Annotated in this window: 17 protein-coding genes; 4 read left to right on the top strand and 13 right to left on the bottom strand. The window is 41.3% G+C overall.

Annotated features, from left to right (window positions below; genetic code table 11):
• Positions 1 to 8: 8 nt before the first annotated feature.
• The 11 genes from trhN to parM all read right to left on the bottom strand — a co-directional run bounded on the left by trhN (position 9) and on the right by parM (position 15,714).
• Positions 9 to 3,197, bottom strand: a complete 3,189-nt coding sequence (gene trhN / locus CU081_RS24315; protein WP_000776701.1) for an IncHI-type conjugal transfer protein TrhN — start codon at positions 3,195 to 3,197, stop codon at positions 9 to 11.
• 18 nt (positions 3,198 to 3,215) lie between these two features.
• Positions 3,216 to 4,271 (bottom strand): IncHI-type conjugal transfer protein TrhU, encoded by a 1,056-nt coding sequence (gene trhU, locus CU081_RS24310; protein ID WP_181231580.1) that lies wholly within the window; start codon positions 4,269 to 4,271, stop codon positions 3,216 to 3,218.
• Between the two features lie 144 nt (positions 4,272 to 4,415).
• The gene (locus CU081_RS24305; RefSeq protein WP_001256132.1) at positions 4,416 to 5,927 is read right to left on the bottom strand and encodes a TrbC family F-type conjugative pilus assembly protein; all 1,512 of its coding nucleotides are present in this window, start codon (positions 5,925 to 5,927) and stop codon (positions 4,416 to 4,418) included.
• A complete protein-coding gene (gene trhF / locus CU081_RS24300) occupies positions 5,914 to 6,426 on the bottom strand; it encodes an IncHI-type conjugal transfer protein TrhF (protein WP_001286760.1) in 513 nt (170 codons plus the stop codon). Before trhF ends, CU081_RS24305 begins: the two co-directional genes overlap by 14 nt.
• Positions 6,427 to 6,703: 277 nt before the next feature.
• Positions 6,704 to 11,008, bottom strand: a complete 4,305-nt coding sequence (gene rsp, locus CU081_RS24295) for an IncHI-type conjugal transfer protein RSP (protein ID WP_001232109.1) — start codon at positions 11,006 to 11,008, stop codon at positions 6,704 to 6,706.
• Positions 11,009 to 11,127: 119 nt separating this feature from the next.
• Entirely contained in the window at positions 11,128 to 11,682 is a 555-nt protein-coding gene (locus CU081_RS24290; RefSeq protein ID WP_000235773.1) for a plasmid transfer protein, read from the bottom strand.
• An 8-nt stretch (positions 11,683 to 11,690) separates the two neighbouring features.
• Positions 11,691 to 12,116: a hypothetical protein gene (locus CU081_RS24285; protein ID WP_000836981.1), complete on the bottom strand. Its 426-nt coding sequence runs from the start codon at positions 12,114 to 12,116 to the stop codon at positions 11,691 to 11,693.
• Complete coding sequence (hdtA, locus tag CU081_RS24280; RefSeq protein ID WP_000952689.1) at positions 12,106 to 12,558, bottom strand: H transfer determinant A; 453 nt, start codon at positions 12,556 to 12,558, stop codon at positions 12,106 to 12,108. Before hdtA ends, CU081_RS24285 begins: the two co-directional genes overlap by 11 nt.
• A gap of 604 nt (positions 12,559 to 13,162) precedes the next feature.
• Complete coding sequence (locus tag CU081_RS24275) at positions 13,163 to 14,131, bottom strand: IS5-like element IS903B family transposase (RefSeq protein WP_031942297.1); 969 nt, start codon at positions 14,129 to 14,131, stop codon at positions 13,163 to 13,165.
• A 21-nt stretch (positions 14,132 to 14,152) separates the two neighbouring features.
• The gene (locus CU081_RS24270) at positions 14,153 to 14,665 is read right to left on the bottom strand and encodes a hypothetical protein (RefSeq protein ID WP_031942296.1); all 513 of its coding nucleotides are present in this window, start codon (positions 14,663 to 14,665) and stop codon (positions 14,153 to 14,155) included.
• Positions 14,666 to 14,676: 11 nt separating this feature from the next.
• Positions 14,677 to 15,714, bottom strand: coding sequence for a plasmid segregation protein ParM domain-containing protein (parM, locus tag CU081_RS24265; protein ID WP_000818954.1), 1,038 nt, complete (start codon positions 15,712 to 15,714; stop codon positions 14,677 to 14,679).
• 363 nt (positions 15,715 to 16,077) lie between these two features.
• Here parM and CU081_RS24260 point away from each other — a divergent pair, with 363 nt between their 5' ends.
• The 4 genes from CU081_RS24260 to CU081_RS24245 are packed head-to-tail and all read left to right on the top strand — an operon-like array spanning position 16,078 to position 18,758.
• Positions 16,078 to 17,025, top strand: a complete 948-nt coding sequence (locus tag CU081_RS24260; RefSeq protein ID WP_000718595.1) for a metallophosphoesterase — start codon at positions 16,078 to 16,080, stop codon at positions 17,023 to 17,025.
• A complete protein-coding gene (locus tag CU081_RS24255; protein WP_000700976.1) occupies positions 17,022 to 17,858 on the top strand; it encodes a hypothetical protein in 837 nt (278 codons plus the stop codon). The genes CU081_RS24260 and CU081_RS24255 overlap by 4 nt, the downstream gene beginning before the upstream one ends.
• On the top strand, positions 17,851 to 18,372 hold the full coding sequence (locus CU081_RS24250) for a hypothetical protein (protein WP_000598517.1): 522 nt from the start codon (positions 17,851 to 17,853) through the stop codon (positions 18,370 to 18,372). Before CU081_RS24255 ends, CU081_RS24250 begins: the two co-directional genes overlap by 8 nt.
• Complete coding sequence (locus CU081_RS24245; protein ID WP_000815011.1) at positions 18,369 to 18,758, top strand: hypothetical protein; 390 nt, start codon at positions 18,369 to 18,371, stop codon at positions 18,756 to 18,758. Before CU081_RS24250 ends, CU081_RS24245 begins: the two co-directional genes overlap by 4 nt.
• 61 nt (positions 18,759 to 18,819) lie before the next feature.
• On the opposite strand, the gene CU081_RS24240 is transcribed toward CU081_RS24245, so the two are convergent.
• Together CU081_RS24240 and CU081_RS24235 are read right to left on the bottom strand one after the other, a co-directional pair.
• Complete coding sequence (locus CU081_RS24240) at positions 18,820 to 19,824, bottom strand: ParB family protein (protein WP_031942295.1); 1,005 nt, start codon at positions 19,822 to 19,824, stop codon at positions 18,820 to 18,822.
• Positions 19,821 to 21,074, bottom strand: a complete 1,254-nt coding sequence (locus CU081_RS24235) for a ParA family protein (protein WP_001050364.1) — start codon at positions 21,072 to 21,074, stop codon at positions 19,821 to 19,823. The genes CU081_RS24240 and CU081_RS24235 overlap by 4 nt, the downstream gene beginning before the upstream one ends.
• Positions 21,075 to 21,759 lie beyond the last annotated feature (685 nt).

Raw genomic sequence — 21,759 nt, 5'->3', positions numbered from 1 at the left:
CCCCTTCTTCAATATTTCGGCAACTGCTTGCCCGTAACCGGATCCAGCGTAGTTGAACCTACCTCACATATGGCCGGTCGAGGTAAATAGCTACAATCTACATTTTCCTCTTTTATAGCCTGAGCATTTTCTTGTCTGGCCTTTATCATATTTTCTTCACCGCCCATTGCTTCCTTGGTACGTTCTGATGGAAGTTGATAGTTCTCATTCTGGAATGGTAAGTTTTCCACAATTGATTCTTCGGAGAATTTTGAATATTGATCAGGAACTTCTCCTACCTGAACTGCATCATTAATCCACTCCGTCAGATCAATTTTATCGAAATCCAGTTGCTGTATTTGCTTTATTGATAGCCCCACGCAATTAGAGGCGACAGGGTCTATTCCTAATTGCGGATAAGCTTGTTGCATAATAACGCGTGACAACATGGAATTATAACAGCACATGTCTGTTGCTTTTTTAACGCATTTCTTTGTGAAACCAACATTCAGATATTTGACGCATCGTTCCGTATCTAATGTAAAACAGGATTTTTGATTCTTATGAATAGAAGCTTCCATCTCTTTCTGGTCGCATGCTACCAACATTTCTAAAAGCATTTTAGTGACCTGATAGGCTGTATAAATCCAACCGATCACGTTTAATGCAAGCATAAAGTTTTGAACCGCAGCCGAGAAGACAACCTCTCCTCCGGTAGTAGCAACGTTCTTAAAGACAAAGTCACGAACTGTATCTGGTAGCAATTCGTAGGCTTTCTTCATTGCCATCTGCTTAAGCTGACCTATACCGAAGCTGGACATTGTTTCCTGTGCCAACTGGCCAGCACCTCCTGCCCCTCCAGAAGTTGCGGAAGACCCAACTGCCCTGCTTAGATTACCAGCGACGTTTTCATATACGCTCGTTAAGGAGCTCGTGACGTTGTTCCACATTTGCCCTACTGTTTTACCAGCTGATGCAGTCCACTCTCCGACCGCATTAGACATAGAAGCCCATGTACCTGTATCACCGCCGGTCCATTTTATTAGCTGAGCATTAACTCTGGTCCAGTTTGTGTTTCTGATCATAGATCCGGCAAGCATGATACCTTCAAGTGCTCCTGCGGTTCCCTGTGGTGCTTCGCAGCAGTCCGTCTTTGCCAGGCCATTTACAAAGCCTACTGAACGACCACACCATTCAGGTTTTCCTTCAAAGACGGAACATGAATTGGCATCGTTAGGGTCTTCGCATTTGGCTTCGCCCTGCATGTACTGAACCATGTTTGAATAAGCCGCAACTTTTCCAAAATCGTTGTTCTCTTCCTTTGGCCCAGTTTCGCATGTTCCACCTGAACATGGGATCATGCCAACACAGGCATTTGTAGAAGATTCAACCTCCCGAACTACATCCTTCCCTCTGTCACAGGTGTATTTCTGTTCATACATGTAGCAACTGTTAGTGCCCTCATCGAACCAACCCTCTGCACATGTTTGTTTATCGAGTACACATGCTGCATCATTTTTATAAGCACTACATGCATCAGGCATACTCTTTATTTCTTCATAGTTGTAACAGAGGTCCTTTCCATTAGCGTCTTTCATAATTTTTCCACTAGCGTCATAAGAGCAAATTTTGTCTTTGGCCAATGGATCACAAAAGTAGCCTTCAAGGTTTGTCTTCCAGGTAAGAAATCCTTTATCACCTTCATACAGAGGCTTTGCCAATGAAAGCACGCTTTCCGGAAGCCGTTTTGTGCCAACATCCATATCTTTAAACCGATCGAAACGGCAGAATGTATTCGGAGCTTGTACAGCATCGTAACAACCAGCTGGTTCCTGGACGTGCTTATCTTCGAGCTTCATATTTTCAAAAGTCAGCTCAACCTCAAAATACCCTTCACCCTTCCCACCAACCCATACTCTGGATGCCATTGTCACTTCTCGATCAGGCTCCTCATACACCGATTTTCTGACCTTATCAGTCACATCGTAAACCTTGTCGAGTTTCCACGATTTTTTTAACTCCCAAGATCCCTTAGGAGCCGGATAGTCACTTTCTCGATATGCACCATCTATGTGAGCAAAAATCTGCGTGCCATCAAGTGTTACCCGCATGTGGTCATCCCACTCCGCGTTAACAATCTTTGCTGAGGCCAATTTTGCATCCGGATGGAATTTTAATGTCAGTTCGTTATCATATACCCCGTCACTCCAGTAGTTGTCATCACGGCGACCAAACCATATACGCACACAATTATCGCCGCACATCGACATGTCTCCGTTTCCGCCTGAAATGTAAACAGGGACTGAAAAATCACGGGTTATCGTGCAGCTGCTGAAGTTATCTTGCTTAGGCGAGTTACAGTAGAACTCTTTGTAATCAGGATAGTGTGTGGTTACTGTTTTTTTAGAGGTCTCAACATTACAGTTCTGAAGCCAGTTTCCAGTACCAGCAACAGCATTTGTTATCTCATTTCTCCCCGCAGTAAACATGGGATCGTTAGGCTTTATAGATGATGCCGGGTTGTCCTTGTTAGCATTTACGAGGGTGCGGTAGGCAACGCCATCATAACTTTGAGCATCAAATAACTGGCTTTTCCGATTCTTTATATCGTTTACAAAGCCATCCTCATCCCCATAACGATCTGCGGCATTGAACTTAATATCGCTGTGCTTTTGCTCTGAGCTGAAAATCTCTCCGGTATTTGTTTTGGTTCCAGGAGTAGTATTGGGATTACTGCTTATACCAATGTTGCCATTAGCATCCCGAGAGAGCAGCTTTGCCCCTTCCTTGGTATAGTTTGAATTGATTGTCCCTCCAGACATACTCGGCAGTTGTACGGCGCTACCAATGGACTTTCCATCGGATGCGGCATTTTTCATGACACTTTCATTTGAGTTCCCTGCCCCATACTTTCCGAGATTAAGATTAGCGGATTCGGCTTTACCCACGTATTTCTCGGTGATCTTCCCACTGACATTCTCGCCTGAATCCGCATTCTTGTACTTCTCAACAATGTCCTGAGCACTGGTTGTCGCATTGCGATTTGCGTTAGGATTAGCAAGATTAAAGTTACTTTCGAGCTGGTCAAATATAGCGTCTGCCGCATAAATACGAGGAGTCATTACCATATTTATGAGAGAGATATAAAAAGCCCAACTCATAGTATTGGCAATCATTGATGCAATAATAGTTGAAGCTATCGTTTTTCTAAGTTTCATTATTTTTACCCTTAGAAATCAAGCGCCTGGTATATATCTGACGCAACAGTCATTGTAACGCCACAACATATAGACATAATTATCATTGCCTATTTTTTTGCGCCCACCTTTAAGGGTTGACCAGTCATGTACCGAATCACCAAGACGATGACAGCAATCCGGCCCTTTCGCCTCAGGAGTTGGGAAAAGCATTGAAAGCCGATACTGGGAACGAGGTGTAAAGTATTCCCACGTTTTCTCACACATTGCGTCTGCTCCCATCGTTCGCATCAGCATTCCCTGGCGATGTAGTTTAGTCAGAAGACGCTGGGTTATCAGTGAACTCGTCCTTACAGCGTCATCATTTGCGTAAATGTGGCCGGTTAATGGATAAAGGTTGCCATCGCATCCGGCACAAAAGTATGCAGCGAGATTATCCTTTCCTGCTGTTACTGCTACACAGTCAGCAGCGCACACCATTGAGGCAATTGGGTTTGCAAAAACTACTGCCTCTGGATTCAGGACGAGTGTAAGCAGATCACTTTCCCACATAGGGTCCACTTCGCTTATATAGGTCAGGCTGGCATCTATATAGGGTTCAGCAGTGCACTCGCCAATAATCAGTAATTTGAGCATTGTCATGATTGGGAACTCCCAAAGATGAACATCGTAAAATCCGGCTTCAGTTGCTGTCATTGGCTGATTTGTGTTGCTTTTACCAATATCAAACTGCGATTTTTGAAGCATCGTGCCTTCAAGAAAGGGGCTGCACCAGGGGCTCTTTACAACTTCAACAATCTTCACCGGCTGAAAGAAGCTCAATTGCCAACCTATTTCCGGTACGCCGTTCTGATCTGTGCAGTAGCAACCCGGACGTGAAGGAGCAGCGCCTTCTGGAGCTGCCCCTATGCCCATTATCCTCATGGGAAAAATGCAGCTCCAACAGATATTCTTAATCAAGCCCTGCCACACTCCAGCTGACTGACACATAGCCCCAGGGACTCCAGCATCTGCTGCCATAGCCATACCCGGTATAGAAAGCGAAAGCATAACTGCTACAATGAACTCTAAAAGTAACTTTTTGAATTTTTTCACCATCATGCTCACTTGGATGTAATAAATGTTGCAACACTTTCGATATAGTCGACGGCTTTGGTAAAATAACTTCTCATCTGGTCCGGATAATTTAGCGTCAGCCATGTTGCAAAGAGAGCGCCTATAATAAATCCGAGTTTCATCTTATTTTTCCTCTGAAAGATTTGGGGCTCCGATACCACGGACTTCTGCCTCGCTAAACAGGGTGATCCGGAATTTATCTTGGTCAGTAGTTATAAGCGCAGGTGTGTTTTTAATCTGAAAGCGTGAGATGATCTGTTCGTTAACTTTAAACACCTTACCGTTAAATTTTTCACGTAAATCATTTAGGTGATCCCATCCATTATCTTTTTGGATACGGGTAAACATTGGCATTACTTTTCCACTACCCAGACGTTGTCGATACTGCTGCTCAGCCCATACCAGCTGGCCCGGATTGAGTGGATCGAAAATTATCATCGTCAGGTTTTGAGGAAATCTCGAAAGTGGATTAATCAACTCACCGGCGGAAGCTATTACACGGCCCTGCTTATCTTTTACGTCCTGAGTGACCCTCACTGTAGGGTCAATTAAAAATTCTTTGTGTTCCTGGGCAGGAGGGAGGTCGACCATCCATTGATTTTTCCATGTGTCAGAAACGGCCCTTTTTTTTGCACCTTCCCAGTCATATTTTTGTGCACGTTCTTCCAGTTCTTTAATGATGCTCTTTTCTTCAACGGGATAAGTGGTACCAGCAACCGGGAAAATATCCTGATCGGGTTTTTTAGCAAGTTCTCGCTGAAAAAACTCAACGTTGAAGGAGCCTACCATTTTTGCAAAACGAGCTTGCTCCCTAGAAATAATTGTCGGTACTTGAGTTACTTGATACTGACTGAAGCTATCAGGATCAATTGTAATCAAAGGAGATTCAAATTTTCCTTTGACAATCATTTGGTTTATTGCTGCCTGTGTCTCTGGTAGCCGAGTAGTTCCTTTCTTTAGACCATTGAAAACTACACGAGCTTTATGCTCTGAGGCCGTACGTAGAAGGTCTTCCAGTACATAATCCGGCAAGCTAAATGAAGCAAAGATCGTTATTCCATTTTCAGTTGATAGTGCTTCTTCACGTGTGCTATCCATTTTTCTTTCGAAGTCAGCAGCTGTGATGCCCGAGGAACCAAACAATTTTTCGATATTTTTAGATTGTCCTCGCATGACTTCCGGCTTATTTTCCACAGCTTTCAGAGCCGCTTCATTAAGGCTGGCGTTTTCTTGAATTTCATCACGTCTTCTAATTATATCGTTGACAGCTTCAGAGTTATTACTTTGGGCCCTGATAGCCTGGGTATGGTCTATAACTGCTTGAACACTATCCGCATTCATACCGGGGACGTAACCACGGTTTATTTGCTTGCTCAGGTCCTGGTTTTTTTGGAGTGCTTCAGCTTGCGCTATGTACTTCTGCACATCTGGTGATTTTAGCGTAGCATCAAGGCTAAGAGCCCCATCTGGCTGCTGTGCACCTTTAGCCTGTGCCCCAAGCCCTTTTGCTTGCTGAGCGATTAGGTCAGCATCATGTTGATACTCAGTGCTTGCATTTGTATTACTTAAAACTGCACATAACGCAAGTCCAGGAAGTATTGGTAAATATTTTTTATTTACATTAAAAGATCGCATATGTTTTCCCAATTACTGAATTCAGCTTTACTGTTCCCCAAAAACGGGAATCCCATGAGTGATCGGTTTGCCCAATTAGGAAAACTTCGCCTTCAGGAATTATCAATTCTTTTTCAATCAAAATGGACGGAATATTGTATTTCTTCGAAATACGACGTGCATTAGCTTCAAAAAATTTGTCCCCGTTATAAACCCCATCCATTGTTACTTTAAGTTTGTCACCGCCCACACCGGCAACAATTTTTATGACTCGTTCATTTTCTGGGATAAAACGTACCGATTTCGGCATGTTAAATGCTATGAGTTCACCAGTTTTAATACTTTTATCCGAATGATCAATCATATAAAAATCAGCAGGCAGGCACCCATTCAATAAACCGTATCCAAATGTATAACGGGTGAAAAAGACACACATAACGAGAATCAGCAATAAAATATTAAGGGGGACATACCAATCCAGTATAAGCAGCCCTCTCTTTTTAGGTATGTAGTCGCTCATATTTTTCTCACTGGCACTGAAGAATATTTTTACTAGGCAGATGCACCTCTATCCAAGTAACTATTATCCATGTTTTTCAACGCTCGGAAGTCTGCAAACTAACCTAATATTCACCTATAAGAATGTTAATTCCTCAGCATGTATACGCAGCTTTGTTAGCGGCCATGAAAGATGCCTTTGGAGCAAAGTTACTTTCCGACATTAATTTTTCAAAGGTCCAATTATTGGGTATAAAAAAGCCGGGACATAATGTCCCGGCTTTATATTTAAAAATTAACTACTCACTGCTTGGTATTGATACAGTGTTTTCAGACTTACTTGCCTCTTCAGCCGGTCCGAAAACTGTCACGTGCTGTGTTGCAAAGTCTCCACTATCATCATAAGCAATTACTTTTATGTCCTGCTTACCACGGTTAAGGTTTTTAGAAAGTGTAGCCGTACTACCGAAAACGTTCCTTAATTCGCCGTTGATGAACCATTCATATCTAACCATTTTTCCATCAGTATCATCACATTTATTGGTAAAGCTCCAGCTTAGGTTGGTTTCCGTGTAGCTCAATGTACAATTAGGCACTGCGTTTTTAACGACATCAAACTCAACAGATGCTGAACCTCTCTGTCCAAGTTTACTAACAACATCAATTGTAATCTCGTATTTCTTTTCTTTTAAACCCGAGATCAGTTGAGCCCAATAATTTTTGCCGCTGGGTATTACTTCACCGTTCACCTTGTATGTGACCGTATCTATCGAGTCCGCCGAATGAGATAGCTTGATGTTTGACCTTAAGGTTACATCGAGTGGAGCTCTCATATATTTGTTAGAGAACTTGGGTGTCATCTCAACGTTCATTGGCGTTTGTTCATCGACAACAAAGGTATTTTCGATACGCTGTTCATTGTTTCGGTTATCTTTGAAAACAACCATCAATGTATATTTGCCAGGATTTTCAATTGTAAATTCTTTGGTGTCACCTTCATCTTTAGTGATTACCAGATTCTCTTTGTCGTAGATCCATTCACGGGAATAAGTAACACCAGGATAGTCTCCATCCTTAATACCGCTCAACGCAACGCGTAGGGTGGTCGGTGCCATGTCGTATTTAAGTTTGGAGCTTATTTTCATCTCGGGAAATTTATAAACCCACGATTTGACAGAAACTCTACGGGTAGAAACCGTATTCTCCTTATTGTCCGCTAACCATGCACTGTATTCAAAAGCAGCATATCCCTGTTTATCCAACATTTGCTCAGTAAGGGTAACAGACAGTGAAGAGCCCTTAAATGTCTGGCCATCCGGTGTTTTCCATTCTTCAACTACGTTATTACCATTCTGGTACTTACTGTTAGGGTTCGTGAACTTACCTTCCAAAGTAACTTTTTGACCAACCTCTACCTTTGAAACCCCCGTTACCGAGACAGAAAGGCGCTTGGGTTTTGCGGCTGCCAACCGAGCAGACGTTTCCTTCCATGAAGACTCCTCTGCCAGTTCATCGGAATCAAGGTAACGCATCCGGGCATAAATCGTAGACGGTAGGGTATCAGCTGAAGCCACAGTGTAAGTTGTATCTCCCTGCACCCAGTTGACTTTATCCTCTGACCAGAGAACCTCAGCGGTGCCTGCTGGTATAGGTTCATCGTTATCAAGCAGGGTTACAGGTATATCTGAGCCCTGAAGAATGTCTGTAACATCTATACTGAGCTTAGGCTGCTTGTAGGTAACTACCGTTAAGGCATCTGTGTAGGAAATCTTGGATGTGAATTTATTAGTCATTTTTGCCCTATAAAGCCACTTTCCTACTTCTGTCTTTTTGATACTTACACTTCTCTTTCCGGTCATGTCGGAAAGCATGGTCCAGGTTTGACCATTATCAGAGGACTGCTGCCATTCGGTGGGGGCGAGTGCATCAGAGTTAGCCGTACTGGCAGATTTGAAGCTTACCAGAGTACTAAGTGGGATCCTTCCGATAATAAGGCTTTTCGACAGGTTACCCTCCAGTTCCTCACCTTTATAGATTCGAATGCCTACAGCACTGGTCTCACGTTTCATTTCAAAATCAGAGAATGGCGATCTGACCTTAGCCACACCAACCAGACGCATATTACCCAGATCCATATTTTCAATTTTAATCTTGGTTTCGACAATGCCCGCATCATTGACCGGCAATGCTTCAGTCAGCGCAGTTCTTTCGTATGTAGTTTTATAACGGCCTGTTTCTGGATCTTTGCCGTATACACTTTTTTGAGAGTATATCGTGACGTCCCATTCTCCCATTGTTTTACGGTCAAATGCACTTTTACGTGTGGAGTTGTTATAACGCCCCACTGTTACCTTTAAGGGCACTTCAAGAGATGTGGCTGTTTTTTTGTCATCCACTTCCATCGATGCTCGAATATTGAAATCAGGCACCGTATATACGTTGAGGGTGTCTGTAGTTCTTAATTCTGGATCCTTTGAGTATTCTACAGCTATGTCAAAGACGTTCTTTGTCCACAATGGTGCAGCAGCAACCTTGACCCTTTGTACAAAGGTCGTTGCATCGTTGTTTGAGGAACGATTTTTAAATGACGTTTTGACAGCCTCAGAGCCGTTTTGAGAGACGATCATCGTAACGTCAGCTGGTACCACCTTCGCTAATATTCGAGCGGCCTCCCCCCCGGTCGTATAAGCCAGAGCAGTGTTCGGATTGATGCCTGCTATGACTTTATTCTTTTTGTAAGAGATGATCGGGTTGTATGGTAATTGTGTGGTCAGAGTACGGCGATTCCTTGCGGAAACCGCTTTAGAGCCCTTCCCGTTAATCATATAGACTTGATAGTCGAGCAGATTCTCACCTGTTTTATTAAAGAATCCAGTTAGACCCGGGGTACGTCCTTTAAAATAGAACTCCAACCCATCAGGGACATTGTTCCACTGAGGGTAGCATGCTGTAACATCTGATTTTTCCCCATACCAGGCGAGGTAAGCATTCGCATTTTCCTCTGTGGTAAACAGAGTGCATTTATCACCAGCTGTTTGACTAAGCAGGTCCGTATACTGACGTACGCGCGAGTAAAGAGTTACGTTTTTTTCCAGATTCTTAAGAGTGAATCCAGTAGGTTGATAAGTGAACACGGTACTGAAATTTACGTTTTTTCCATAAAGGTTTTCAGCCACCACAGTAATCTCGTGATCCGAATTAACTGCTAAATCGTCTCCAACCGGCAGGTAGTAAATACCTTTATAATTTGTAGGTGTTAACGAAACTACTTTGTTGTCTATTGTTACTGATTTTATGTCAGCAACCCCAGCCTGCCCCTGGAAAGCTGCAACGATAATCTCGTTCAGGAAGTATACGGGTGCTCGTTTAGTTAATACCTGCCCATCTTTGAGAACCATAAGCGTTGGGTTATCAGACAGCATCAGTTTGCTTTCAGGCTCAGTGTACGTAGAAGAGTTTTTGCTCGTATTTTCTACTGTAAAAGTCGCTGCGTAGGACCCGTTTATAAGATCCGTTAAGTCAAAGATATAGAGGTACTCATCACCGACTTTTTGAGGTCCACTTACCGGCTGTAAAGTTCTACGTAAAGGGGTTGCCCAGGACTGTTTGAAATCAATCTCAGTGCCATCATCTAAAGTCACTTTAGTCGTCGGCTTAAACACGCCATCCGGAGTCATAGTGAGCGACATAGCTGTTGGGAGCCACCATTCACCTTCTGTTTCTTGCTGGGGTACCTTAACGGCCACAGCAACGGTTTTGGCTCCGGTATAGATGTCCTGGCCACCTACTTTGATTGTTTTAGCCTCATCGGTAAAATTCCAAAGTGTATGGTCTACTACAGGAGGCCGATAATCCCAGTTAACAACAAGCTTTTTGGATTCAGGAGGTGCGAAATAATTATTCTTAGAGTTTGCTGTAATTGTGATATCACGTGAACCCAAAAGTTCATCTGTATCACTGGCCTTAATGCTTCCAACTTCAATGGTACAGGAAGTTCCGCCAATAGGTACTTCACAGGCGGAGCCTGAACCTATTGAGATGTATTGAATATAATTGCGGGGTTCAACAGAAACAGCGATATCTTTGATCGCTTCATCCTTTAAATACGATTTGAAAGAAAAGCCGTCATAGACTAATCCGTTCAGGGATGATTTAAGACCGGTGATAGTTGGTTTTACCGGTGCCACACTTTTGATTGAATATTCACCTTTTACTATTTCAACTTTTTTCCGTTCAGAACCAGAGAAGTAAGAAATCTTGTAAGGTAGTTTTAAATCACCGGTGGTGTTGGGAACGCCTGAAAGAGTGAAGCCGTTAGAAGTTAATCCCAAGGTATTGGGTAACCACTCAAAAAAACAAACGAGGTTATCAACAGAGGAAGTCGCTCGATCATCAACCGTTACATTACAGGCTGTGCCTGCACCTGAGGCAGTGATAGTGTTAGAATTAACGTATGCAACAAAGTCGCCCGGCCCCGGGTCAAAGGATACGGCTGGCAAATCAGCCTGTAGCTTTCCTGAAATCATAATCGCTTCAGCATAGACCGCTTTAATCGGAGCAATTAAAGAAAACAACAGGGCTAAACCTAAACCTGATTTTCTCATGACGAATACCTGTTTTTCTGAGCAAAATTAAACTCACTTTACGATGAAAAACAGAAATATCCGTTCGTATAACATTTAAAAAAACCTGTATTTTTCCGTATATTCCGTATGTTAATGCGCTATTTTGAATTCTTGGCTTCAGATAAGCGAAGCGCGGTAATTATAGACTCGGAGCTTACCCAGGGCGTTTTTTGAGCAAGATATCCAAGTATGTAGAGGCCAATTTTAACGCAATCCATTTGTGAGACGGGGACCATGTGCATGAAGGGTTTTAAGCCATCTTTATCGACTGGAACTATCCCTGCGGATAACAACAAACCGCCCCTCTCGTTTGGGGTAACGCTTATATTTTTGTATACGACGTGGCCATGATGTGAGGTTTTCCTCTTATCAATCTTTAAAGTATGCATGATTCTAAGAAATACAGATGCCATCTGCATAACTTCATTCGTCGACAATTTTAGAAGTACAGAACGGTTTGAGCCCCAGTCATAATCTTTTTTTGCGTTCCTTGGAGCGACGTGCAATGTAAGATAATAATTATCAATCTCATTTGAAAAAGGTGAAGGTTTTGATGAGCTAACATCTTCATTGTTCATCTCAATGACAAGGGCTGCATCCTGACCAAATGCTTTAACATTATGGTTTTTAAGAGCGAAGTCTGAAGTTGCCATATAAAAAGTCACTTTTGATAAAACCACATACCGCCTAATGATTCATCATCGGCAAGATGCTTGAAATTTGATAGTGTAAATCCTGTTTTGGTTTCAGAAATCACCAGGCTGTAAGATGCCGTATGTACAAGGCGAGAATTGTTTAGATCAAGATCATCACAAAAACCAGGGCTTTTGACGGGGTCAGCCTTTTCAACAAAAGTTACTTTTGAAGCGATGCCGTTGATCACGATTTTCTCGTTATCAGCAATTTTAATGTTTAAAGAAGGCGAGCTTTTATCACATGGCAGGAAGAGTGATGTCTTTTTAAATGTGTTTCCAGTGAAGTCCAAAAGGTCAGGTTTAACCGGAACATTGTTTAGGATTTTATAAACTCCAGCAAATGCACATAACACAACAAAACCAGATAAAACATATCTAATCTTAGACTTCATCCCCCAGTTCCTCTCCTAAAAGTTTTAACGCGCTTACGCACATAAGCCTCAACTGATACAGTAAGTTATCAGCGGTTATTCCACCAACGAAGGTAACTGTACGTCGTATTGATGCTCCGCCAGGCTCGCACTGGATATGGCCAATACCAGAATCACGGAGGAAGTCATTTTCTGCACTTACAAGGTCTGACTCTACAGGTGGAATGATAACTTCAATGAGTATTGTATCAACTGGGGCCCACTCCCAATCGAACTTAAGAGAGGAAATTGGGGATATAGAAACAAGAAGCTCATCAATATTAAAAATTACGGGTTTTATTCCCATAACCTCAGACTGAATGAAGTGGCTTTCTACCATAACTACCGGAAACTCTGAAATAGTCAGAACTCCGATTAACTGGTCTCGGCGTAAACCATGTATTAGTGAGTTGCGAGATAGCATTCGATCAGCCTTTATTATAATAATCAATCATTTGGGACAAGGACAAAAGGGATTACAGAAACGAAGATTCTACATGAACATCGTTGTCAGTGACCTTAGGTCCATCGGGTATAAGGGTATCAAAAAATCCTTACATAACCATTAAACCACAAAGACTTTTTACGTAAAATAATAATTAAGTACCAGATTTATTAAGATAATTCTTAGGTTTTTTACAAATTTAGGAAAAATCCGCACTTCCTGTAACAGCATCCAAATTAACCTAAAATACCGTTTCATTAACAGTAATTTTACAGATTCAGCTGAAGCCTGAGTTTATTATAACAAAAAAAAGGCCAGCAAGTATGCTGGCTTTCCTGGTAAGACAAGTTGAACTCAGAAGTCGATTGTACTGTCTCTCACCTATCTTGCCAAAGTCGCTAGTCGCTTGTTTGCCTTAGCTTTAGATTTTATGCTTATGGAGGCGGTTTGATTTTCATCCGATACTTTTTCTAGCACTGGCACCACAGAGGAAATGGACTTTTCTTTTGAAATTTTGGATGCACCTGGGCTTTGTTGAATAAATCAGATTTCGGGTAAGTCTCCCCCGTAGCGGGTTGTGTTTTCAGGCAATACGCACGCTTTCAGGCATACCTGCTTTCGTCATTTTGTTCAGCGCTCGTACCAGGGCCATAGCCTCCGCAACCTGACCATCGTAGTCACGCAGCGTCAGTGAACCCCCGAACAGCTGTTTTACCCGGTACATCGCCGTTTCCGCTATCGAGCGACGGTTGTAATCTGTTGTCCATTTCCACCGCGCATTACTCCCGGTCATTCGCTGATTAGCCACTGCACGGTTACGGTCTGCATATTCACCGGGCCAGTAACCCGCACCTTTTCGGGGAGGGATAAGCGCGCTGATTTTCTTACGCCGCAGTTCATCGTGACATAGCCGGGTATCGTAAGCGCCATCGGCGGCGGCTGACCTGATTTTCCGGTGGGTTTGCCGGATTAACCCGGGGAAGGCCTCTGAGTCCGTAACATTGTTCAGCGACAGGTCAGCGCAGATGATTTCATGTGTTTTACTGTCAACGGCGAGATGCAGCTTACGCCAGATACGGCGGCGTTCCTGGCCATGCTTTTTGACTTTCCACTCGCCTTCACCGAAGACCTTCAGCCCGGTGGAATCAATTACCAGGTGTGCGATTTCACCCCGGGTGGACGTTTTGAAACTGACATTAACCGACTTTGCCCGCCTGCTGACACAGCTGTAATCCGGGCAGCGTAGCGGAACGTTCATCAGAGAAAAAATGGAATCAATAAAGCCCTGCGCAGCGCGCAGGGTCAGCCTGAATACGCGTTTAATGACCAGCACAGTCGTGATGGCAAGGTCAGAATAGCGCTGAGGTCTGCCTCGTGAAGAAGGTGTTGCTGACTCATACCAGGCCTGAATAGCTTCATCATCCAGCCAGAAAGTTATGGAGCCACGGTTGATGAGGGCTTTATTGTAGGTGGGCCAGTTGGTGATTTTGAACTTTTGCTTTGCCACGGAACGGTCTGCGTTGTCGGGAAGATGCGTGATCTGATCCTTCAACTCAGCAAAAGTTCGATTTATTCAACAAAGCCATGCACCTGAAGAAAGTGGGCTTTCAGATGGTATAGAGGTATCGCTTCCCTCATTTTCAATCTTCACACCAAAGCAGGCATGTTCCTTTTGTACAAGGAAGGTTTCTTTTACAGAAACAGAATCCTGCTTTGAATTATCTAATTGTAGAGGTGTTAAATACTCCATAAACTTTTGATCTAAGACATTCTCTAGCAATACATTAATAGGAGGCTTAGGTTCAGTATCTATAGTATTTCCATCATTCAGAAACCTATTAAGATCTGCAAGTGTTAATCTTTCGTTTAAACCATTTATAAAATTTGCCAAGTCAGGAAATAAATTATTTAATACCAACCCGGTACTAATAGCCGACCTAATTAAATCCAGTTGGTCACCCCTATGACAAAGTTCTGTTTTTTTCAAGAAACTATAAACATAGGGTGCTTTTCTTTCGGATATCCAGAAAGACCGGATCTGAATCCGGTCGTTATCTGCCTTATTTGAGATAGGGTATTTAGCCATGTTCTAGCTCATTATTCTGAATAAATAGTATCAGCAATTGCCAAAGATAATGCGAACTGCGGATTGTCTACCATGATAACTTTAGCCGTTTCAAAATGTTTACGAATAGCTGTTTCGATGAGATATGAACCTCCCCCAACAAGGAAAACATTATGAGGCCTCTCTTCGACTTGTGTAACCGCTCTGATTACTTTACTTTGCAACTTCTGTACCGCAGAGTTTACCGCATCAAAAACACCGTCACGCTTGTCCTCTGCAACCTTCAAAGCTGATTTATCATGACGATTATCAACAAGATGATGAATGTAAGCATTACTCGTATTCAGTTTCTCAGATTCAAGATACCTGCTGATCTCATCGTAAACAATAGAACAACCAATACGGTCAAAACCTTTTACTTTCGAAATCTGTTCTAATTGCCCAGTAATACTTGCAACATCAAGAGTAGTACCACCAAGATCAATTACCAAACTTGATTCAAATGAAGCAATATCCTCAATTTCATCTGCCCGGGTCACAGCTGGTAAAGATTCAGGGAAAACAGTCACAGACAAAACGTTAAAAGAATAGCGTTTACCGTCAAGATAACGCTCTACTGGTTTCATCAGATTATCTTTTTTTCTCTGAATATTTTCAATATTCGTTTCCCCTAAAGCAGTATAGAACTGGCTAAGTGGTAAAGTAACAAAGAGGTGAACATCCTGAGGAACTAAACCAGAAGCATGAAGTGCATGGTGAACATTTAACCGGCTAATTTCATCGTATTGGTGAGATACATCAGTCGATTCCAGTGAGTTACTAGATTCGCTGTGATGCGAAAACCTTTCCAGCCCATCAATAAGATAGTTAAAAGGATTGAGACCCTCATGGCGAACACGGAAATCTGGAACAAAACTATTTTGTGTAAGCAAGGGAACTAATTCGTTTCTTTCATTAAGACAAACCAGTTTTGCAGCTTTACTTCCATCATCGACAACGATTTTTAAAGCTTCAGTGATATCCTGCACTGATGGTGAAACAGGACTTTCAGATTTTAATAGTTCAGCCATAAAAACTCTCTTTTATTAATAGGACCATATTAGATATTAACTTTATACATTAATGGTGACCTATTATCAACATTAACACTATTAAAAAAATACGTAAGTCTATGTTATTTCAGCATCCTTCCATTTTAAATACCTTACCGTTAAATTTCCTGTATTCATGTATTAACCATGTTTATAAAGGAGCCAATTATAATCAGAAAGTTACTTTGCATCCTAAGTATGAACTGTTTGAGAGCCAGGACTGGGGCCTTTACCTGTAAGTAACAAAGGTCCTTAGGCTTAGAATCCAAAATGACGCCTTTTTGTAAAAAAATCATAGTTCGAAATACCGTATCATCGATGTAAACATACGTAGAGGAATTTATGGCAGCTGAGCACGTCCAAACTATAGACCTTACAAACTTCTCCGGAAGGATTTTCTTTCTGGCAGATCCTCATGGACATTACTCTGCGCTGTGCAACTTGATCCAATCAGTTACAAAGCCAGAAGAAGAGATAGTAATTTTCTCTACTGGAAATTTGTTTGACTATGGGCCGGAACCCATAGAATTGATGAAGGCGATAAACAGTGGCTTTTTCGATGGACGTTTTGTGAGGCATTTCTCAGCTGCCGGAGCCGGAGAAGAAATGTTAAAAAAATTGTTACCATTAAACAAAGACCGGAGAACATTTTACCCCAGCACATACCTCAATGAGAGATGGTGTGTAATGGGCGGAAAGTGGCATAAAGCTGTGAATCGTTACTATTTAGAGGAAGAGGTAAAAAAACTTCTTAATACCCAGCTTGGTACGATGATGCAGATTTTACTAAAAGGCGATATAAAAATTGGGGTTTGCCCTTCTGATTACGCCCCTATCCGCACATCATTCACTGATACTTATAATGCGCTTCAAGCATTCAACTATGCCAATGTGAATATTTTTCAGAGCCAGTTTCTATTCGGTATGGACCATGCCGTAATACCAATGATGATAAATGACGTCAACCTTATGGTCCTAGGTAGGAATCCTGTAAACAGCATTCGAAAAGCCCATGGTCGTACTCAAAACAATCTTCCAGTACTGATCGGTAATTGTTTGCATATAAATACTGGATCACTCTATATGTCAAAATTAGAAGACCAGGTAATAGTTGCTCCGGGTATACCGCAAACTGACTCACCAGCACTTACATTAGTAGAAATAATCATGAAGAACAATCCAGTTTTATTGTGTCATCAGCTAATACAAACAACAAACAAGTTTTATTCACTTAAAACCTATCCTTTAGAACTCGATTCGATTGAAAACAACATTGAGGTAACAAGATGAAGATAAATTGGAAGATTATCTCAATTTCAACATTACTTTTGCATCTTCACGCAGCAGCTGCACCACATCAAGAGAAAGAGCATAGAAAAGATGCTTTTTCTTCTGCCGCACAGAAAAGTGATTCACTTATATCTGCTAAAGCGGAGCTTATAAACGGAAGGTGGTTTATAAATGGTAAATATAGGCCTGTTCTAAAGACCAGCATGACCAAAACCAATTTCTTAGAAATCATGAATGTTTCAAATAAAGAATCACTTTTTATTGTGATACCAAAACTTGAGTATAATATCATTGCCAAAAATAAAATCTTACTAAATGAAAAAATTGCATTAAGCGAAGGCACATCCGGAAAAAGCATTGTTTGGGTCGAGCCAAAATCAAGTCTAACTATATCGTTTATAAATGACCTTGCTAATACGCCCCTTCAGGCTATCGTTTCGATCACAAGAAACAACAAAGATATAATTGCCATCTTTGGACCGGATCAGGGTAAAGGGTTTACTCTTCCCGGAAATACGTCTAATGATCAAGTGTCCGTTCCTGACTATTCTGACCTAAATATAAAAAAACTTAACATACCTCAAAGTGTTGGTAATCCAGTAACCATCAATCCTAAAGAGAAGAATTACCTCTTAGTTGGACAAGGAAAATATGAAATCTTATCTCTTCCTAAATATCAACATTTAGTATTTTCTGAACCCGTTTATATTGAGAAAAGAAAAAATATCCTCGGTGGTTATGGTTATTGGACGAAAGAAACAATTCTCTACCCCGGTGAATCATTATCTTTTATAACGAGCGCCAAAAACAATCTAAGGAAGCGGGATGATTAAAGTTATCACACTTTTATTGTTTGCATTACTGACTGGTTGTCAGTCAGTAGAAAGTAAAATCGAAGAACTCCCGACAGTTGGTTTTGACCCTATTCTATACAATAAAAGTGAGGCCTTTACTGACGGAAAAGTTACTTTACGTGTCGAAAGTTCAGGAACTGATGTTTGGCTTGTCGCCAAGAATGGAACCAGAAGTTTTATTGAGCTTTCAGGCCTAACGCTAGGTGGTAGTCGTTGTGCTTACAATGCCCGTAGTAAGCAACTTTTGCCCCCAGGCAGCGTAAGCACATTCGTAGTTCCTACGGTTGGAATGCTTGGACTTTGCTTCAACAATGAAGATCAACTTATGTTTATTAACCGTGCTTTTAGCAGAATCTCTCCCAAAGCAAAAGGAAAAGATTCGCTTTCGCTTTTATTTTCTGTTAGTTACGATTTTCCCGGAAAAGCGGACCTAATTACTAACCACGATTTTCAAGAGTTATATCTTTTATTTTTGAATGAGGATAATCTATGAAACAAACATTAATTGTTATTTTAATATGTTTTTGTCACACGGCTTTAGCATATCCATACCGTATCTATACTGTCCCGGAAGGGGCATTAGTAAAAAACATACTAACTAATGAATATCTAGGAAAAACCCCTGTGGTTGTGGACGTGAGCAATACCGAAGCTGGTTCTACTTTTGGGATTTCATTATTTAGACATGAAAATGTTGCTATAAAGATTTTTACAGTAATGCCTTCAGCAGAAAATAATTTTGCTGTTTCTGGACCTGACGTTGCAACTATGTCATTGCCGGGAAAAGCACCTTTAAACGTAGTAAATGATGGGAATGGCGCTTCTGTTCATATAGAACTAAGACCTTATATGTCAGAACCTGCGCACACCCCATATTAATATAACAAGAAATTAAAAATATAAATCATATGAACTGCATCATAAAGATGCAGTTCAATATTTATTCTGGTACTTTTAATTTTTCTTTTATGAACTCCTCTAGTTCCTTAATAAAACCCGCATTTATCCTATTGAATTCAAAGCGAATTTTTCTACCAGTATTGTTTTTACTGATTCTTGCATACTTATCTTTGTTATCAAAAGTAATAAGATCACTTGTTTCCCATTTTGTGGAATAAGTTTTTTCACAAACACTTTCCACAGATTGTGTGATTTTTTCCATTACAACTTTTTGAGCAACCTGGAGATCTCCAATGTCTAAATCTTTTGTTTCCTCTTTAACATTATCTATTACTTCATCTAAAGGAAATAGATTTTTTTGCACATATTTCTGTAAACGAGACAAGCGACTATAATAGGAGTTCGGGATTCCTTCATAATCCGGGAATAAAGAGATCAATGTTTCGTCAATACGGGCCGCCTGGATTCTTTTGGCTACCGATACATGACTAATCCCAAGATATGCTGCGAGTTCTTCATTAGTAGAAAATCCTTTTTCTTCCATTTTTTTGATAAATTGAAACCCAACTTCTCTATATGAAAATTTTCGAGATGTTTGTGCTGCGGATATAATTGAATTTATATCATCTTCGGTTAGTTCATCCGGAAGAACCCACAGGGGGAGATCCTTTTCTGCCTTTATACAGCAGAAACGTCTGCGACTTCCTTCTATTAATAAATAAACCCCATCTCTTTTTACAGCGATCCCTTCGGTATCGACCCCTCTTTCTTCAATCTGCTTAAGAATATCTCTAACAGAATAATCTGTAAGGGCTTCTTGATTTCGTGGGTTCGCTGGATGGACTAAGGTCTCCTTCTCCACTCTCTGGGCTGGAACAATCACATGTTCCGCTTCAAGTCTCCGGCCCTTATGAAGAGTGAATAACTTTTTTATGCGAGGTGCTGTTTTCAAACCCGCAAGACCTGAACGGTGACCGACTTCTGTCCGCTTTGGTGCGTTTAAATATCGAGATTTATCATTCCCGATATGTTGCTCATCGCTCATGCGTTAACTCCTTGCTTAGCTGAAAAACTTTTTATTTCATTTATAAATTGCTGATATACCTGTAATACAGATTCTTCTGCGACATCAAGCTGCTTTGCGGAACAAAGTTCCTCTGATTTTTTGATATCAAGCACTGTACGCCCTTTGGAAGCAGCTGCCTTAAATGCTTCAGAATTTTTTATGTTAGCGGACATCAAAAGGTCCTGAACAGTTCTGATTAATTTATCCAAAACTATTCTTTCATATGGACTTTTGTCATCTACATTGACAGCAAGAACTTTGAACCATTTTAAATTGTCGCCCTTACTTGGTGATTGTTTAAACCTTTCACTTATTGTAAGCATGAAGTCTGTAGTAGAGGCGTAATCATATTCACGTGGTGACACTGCGACAAGAATCCCATCGGCCGCTTCGTCAGCAGCCCAGATCAAAGGTGAATCTTCAGGTGGAGTGTCTATAATAATCAAATCATAGTTCTGCTTCAGTACCGGTAAGATAACTTCCTTGAAACGTAGTAACAAAGACGTACGTTCTTCTCTAGAACATTGCCAGTATTTATCTTTAAAACGAGCATCTGTCGGAAAAGCCGTTATTACGTCCAAGTTTGGCAGATGCGTTGAAAAAGGCATATTAGTGATGATTTCTTCTTCAGAGAATCCTGAATCTAAATATTTTTTATACTCAGAATTTTCTTCATAAATTCCAAGGATTGCATCAATTGCTGTAAGGAAGACATCATCTTCTGAGACACTTTGAATCATGCTGCTTCCAATCGAACCTTGTGGGTCCCATTCGATCATTAATACACGTGCATTGAGTTGTAGATCTAAAGCAGCTGCTACTGCTAAAGCTACAGATGTAGTGCTTTTCCCTGTACCGCCTTTATGATTCTGAGTAACAATAGCTCTGCTAAAGTAATGATCGCGGTACTTGGGATAACCCAGGGCATCCATTATTTTTTGAACATCCCAGCGGGTGTAAAGATGATTTTTGTTTTGATAAATAGGTGCACCAACAAGTTCTTTTTCTTCTAAGTCCGAAAGTATTTTATTGAACGTTACTCGTGACTTCCCAAAAAAATCAGAGAGATTTTTTTTATTCAAACAGTGGTTATAGATCAGTCTATCAACACCATCAACACTATCATCAGAAACAGATACTCTTGATGAAGCCATCAGAGATTCCTTTAGAGAAATCTGCTCGCTTTTCATGCGCTGACCAACGAGGGCGATCTTTTCAAGTAAATTCATGGTTATGACCTTTTTGCACTGAAAACCGACTTTTACGCATATATGTAAACTTTACGTATAATGCGTCCATTTCCTTGTTATGCGTACAATTCTATCCTTAGTTTCAATCTTAAGCTAATGTTTGTTTACTTTTTTATGATTTTTTGTGAGCTTAACTTGCAGATGTGAGCTCAGACTCTCTAGTCCATACCTAATGCACAACCTGTTTAAACCACGATTCTTGTCTCCTTCTCTACGCTTTGAAGTTAAGAGCTCCATTAATGAATCTTCACGCCTACCCTATTTCTTGCTTAGACCCTAAAATCTATCTCACCGGTGTGCTGATATACGTTTCCTAACTGTGAACCGTTGTCGTCAGTCCAGTCTAAAGATATGAGGTGTTAATCTCTTGAGGAGGCACACTACGAATTATGGGAGCAGAGTTAGCAACCTCACCCCGAAATGAAACCCAACTTAAGGAGGCAACCCCAGTGTGGAGATTAAGGGGGTTAAATCTGCCAGCGGCTGACAGTGTCCCAGCTGCTGCTCAGTCACACCACGCCCTGATTTAATCCCCTGCCCGGTATTGTAATGACCGAAAAAAACCCGTGCACTGGTGTCGGCAGACCGGCATGCATGAATATGACGTTAATCTGTATCAGCAGGCACTTTTCGCATAATGGGAGCAAGTGATAGCAACGCCGCC

The sequence above is a fragment of the Enterobacter sp. CRENT-193 genome (genome assembly GCF_002787395.1).
GTDB classification, from domain to species: domain Bacteria; phylum Pseudomonadota; class Gammaproteobacteria; order Enterobacterales; family Enterobacteriaceae; genus Enterobacter; species Enterobacter hormaechei_C.
Note: the sequence above shows the minus strand (reverse complement) of the source record. Positions and strands in the feature narration are given on the sequence as shown.